At 54.2% G+C, this 2,963-nt stretch carries 3 protein-coding genes and 1 pseudogene; all 4 read left to right on the forward strand.

Annotated elements, in window-relative coordinates:
* Positions 1-688 (forward strand): cell wall metabolism sensor histidine kinase WalK (locus tag Q2B33_RS23655; protein WP_300914313.1); only part of this gene is annotated, 688 nt, incomplete at its 5' end.
* Positions 689-812: 124 nt separating this feature from the next.
* Positions 813-1,466 (forward strand): VanW family protein, encoded by a 654-nt coding sequence (locus tag Q2B33_RS23660; RefSeq protein ID WP_300805308.1) that lies wholly within the window; start codon positions 813-815, stop codon positions 1,464-1,466.
* 144 nt (positions 1,467-1,610) lie between these two features.
* Positions 1,611-2,405, forward strand: a complete 795-nt coding sequence (locus Q2B33_RS23665) for a M15 family metallopeptidase (RefSeq protein ID WP_300805319.1) — start codon at positions 1,611-1,613, stop codon at positions 2,403-2,405.
* Positions 2,402-2,963, forward strand: a pseudogene (locus tag Q2B33_RS23670) (D-alanine--(R)-lactate ligase); the annotation flags it as partial. The gene Q2B33_RS23665 and the pseudogene Q2B33_RS23670, both read left to right, overlap by 4 nt.

Below are 2,963 nucleotides of genomic sequence, written 5' to 3' on the forward strand. Positions count from 1 at the left end.
CCTGGCGGAACAGCGGAAGGACGAGCTGGTGATGTATCTGGCCCACGATATTCGCACGCCCCTCACCTCTGTGATCGGCTACCTCAATCTGTTGGAGGAGGAGCCGGATATGCCTGCAGAACAGCGGGTCAAGCGTGTCCATATCGCGCTGGAAAAGGCTTACCGGCTGGAAACCATGATAAATGAGTTTTTTGAGATCACCCGGTACAATTCCCAGCAGATCACCTTGTCCAAGGAAACGATCGACCTATACTATATGCTGGTGCAGCTATCCGATGAATTGTCCCCGGTCTTTGCCCCCAGGGGAAATACCGTCGCGCTTCATTTGGCCGAGGATATGACGGTGGAGGCCGACCCGGAAAAGCTGGCGCGGGTATTCAGCAACATTCTGAAAAACGCGGCATCGTACAGCCACCCCCGCACCGAGATCACCATCTCCGCAGAAAAGTCAGAACATGAGGTCATCATTCAATTTCAGAACAGCGGCGAGGATATTCCCAGCGAAGCTTTGGCATCCCTCTTTGACAAGTTCTACCGGGCGGACAAGTCCCGTTCCTCCGACACAGGCGGCACAGGGCTGGGCTTGGCTATCGCCAAGGAGATCGTGGTTCTTCATGGCGGGACAATCAGCGCAGCCAGCAAAAACCATGTTGTTACATTTACAATTTCTCTGCCGCTGGTACATTAGGAAAATCTCTATATTTTCTTAGGAATGAATCAATTTCATCTTAAAGCACTCCATGCTCCTGTTCAGTAGAATGATGCTGACAGGAGCATTTCTCTGTCAGACTGACAACAGGAAGGAACACATTATGGGAAGAAAACGGTTGACACAGTTTTTTCCGTGTCTGCTGCCGCTGCGGAAAAAACAAAAGATATTCTGCTACTATATGGGGATGAAGCTGGACCATAACCGCTATTCCGAAACACGTTCGGACCGCCTGCTGACCCACCCCCTTTTCCGTACCAGCTGGCCCCTGTTCAACCACAAAACCGGGTATGAGCTGACCTATCAGGAGAATAAGGCCTACAACTGCCAGCTGGCGGCAAAGGTACTTGATAAACTCATCATTGCTCCCGGCGAGACGTTTTCCTTCTGGAACGCTGTGCGGGGCGCAGATCAGGAAACAGCCTATAAAAATGGGTATGTTCTGTCTGACGGGCGGCTCCAGCTTCTGCCGGGGGGCGGGCTGTGCCAGATGAGCAGTTTTCTGTACTGGCTGTTCCTGCATACCCCGCTGACTATCACAGAACAGCATACCCACGGGATCGACCTCCATCTCAATATGCCCGGTATTCCCCAGGGGATTGACGCGGCGGTGTCCGAGGGCTGGCTGGATTTGAAGGTCAAAAACAACACAGCCCACACATTTCAGCTCCTGGTTGCTGTTGACAGCCATAACATGAGCGGTATGGTACTGTCTGACACAAGGCTGCGGCCCGTCTATCAAAAACAAATTAGTTAAATCTCTCCATTATATTAGGATTTTCTTAGGAAATAAACAACTTTATATTAAAGCTCCAAGTGCCTCTGTCCAGTAAAATAGATGCTGACAGGGGCACTTTTGCTCGACGTTTGAAAGGAGCTTTTTATGATGGAAGAAAAAATGATGCAAGTCCGTAACGACCACCCGCGCCGCAGTCAAAAGCGTCGCCGGAAGCGGTTTCCCTGGGGAGATATTGTGGCGACGCTGCTGGTGGTAGCCATTTGCGCCTATGTCTTTCTATCGTTTGGTGAAAAAACGCCCGATGAAGAAACGCCGGTAAGGGGCACATCCGCCCCGACTACGCCCCAGGCACAGGACAACGCGCTGGCTGACCTGTTGGCTGAAAACACACAGCCAACGGCCAGTGACATCGACTGGAATCTTGTGCTAGTAAATTATGAAAACGCTATCCCCGAAAACTACGAGATCAATCTGGTGGAGGTAGCTGGCGGGGAGAAAGTGGATGAACGCATCTACGATCCCCTGATGGAGATGCTGGAAGCGGCCAAAGAGGGGAATTGGGATCAGCTCCCGATGGTGGTGTCCGGCTATCGCACCCAGGCCAAGCAGCAGAAGCTCTTTCAAGACAAGATAGCCAAATATCAAAGTGAGGGACACTCCAAGAGTGAAGCGGAAGAACTGGCAAAGCAGTGGGTGGCTGTTCCCGGATACAGCGAACACCAAGCCGGGCTGGCGGTGGACATCAATGGGGCCACCTATGACCTCTACTTCTGGCTTCAGGAGAATAGCTACAAGTACGGTTTTATCTTCCGTTATCCTGGGAGCAAAACCGAAATCACCGGCGTGGCAGAGGAAGTCTGGCATTACCGTTATGTGGGGGTGGAGGCGGCCACAGAAATGTATGAGAAGGGCCTGTGTCTGGAGGAATATCTGGCGGAAAGGCAGGGAGAAGAATGAGCAGGTTGAAAATTGCCGTCCTGTTCGGCGGCTGTTCCCCGGAGTACGGGGTGTCCCTCCAGTCTGCCGCCGCCGTTCTCCAGCACATGGCTCAAAGCCGGTATGAGCCGGTGATGGTGGGCATTTCCCAGGCGGGCGATTGGTTCCACTACACCGGCCCGGTGGACAGCATTGAAAGCGACACTTGGCATAATGCGGAAACCTGTGTTCCTGCCGTCATGCGCCCTGATCGGAGCGCCCCGGCCCTCCTGGTGTTTGGGCCGGGGGATATACAGACAATCCACCTGGACGCCGCGTTCCCTGTCCTCCACGGTCGGAACGGAGAGGACGGGACGGTGCAGGGCCTCTTTGAGCTGGCGGGTGTCCCGCTGGTGGGCTGCGGTGTGCTGGCCTCGGCATTGTGCATGGACAAAGACCGCGCCCACAAGCTGGCCCAGGCTGCAAGGGTGGAGGTTCCCCGGTCTGCTGTTTTGGAACGATGGATGGGCGTCACAGTCGCTATGGCCGAAGGGGAAACGCTGGGCTATCCGCTGTTTGTCAAGCCCGTCCGGGCCGGTT

Origin of the sequence: uncultured Acetatifactor sp. (genome assembly GCF_948601915.1) — a bacterium.
Classification (GTDB): Bacteria; Bacillota; Clostridia; order Lachnospirales; family Lachnospiraceae; genus Acetatifactor.

Coding starts and splice junctions, on each gene's coding strand:
- Q2B33_RS23660 (WP_300805308.1), top strand. CDS start 813: ATGGGAAGAAAACGGTTGACACAGTTTTTTCCGTGTCTGCTGCCGCTG.
- Q2B33_RS23665 (WP_300805319.1), top strand. CDS start 1,611: ATGCAAGTCCGTAACGACCACCCGCGCCGCAGTCAAAAGCGTCGCCGG.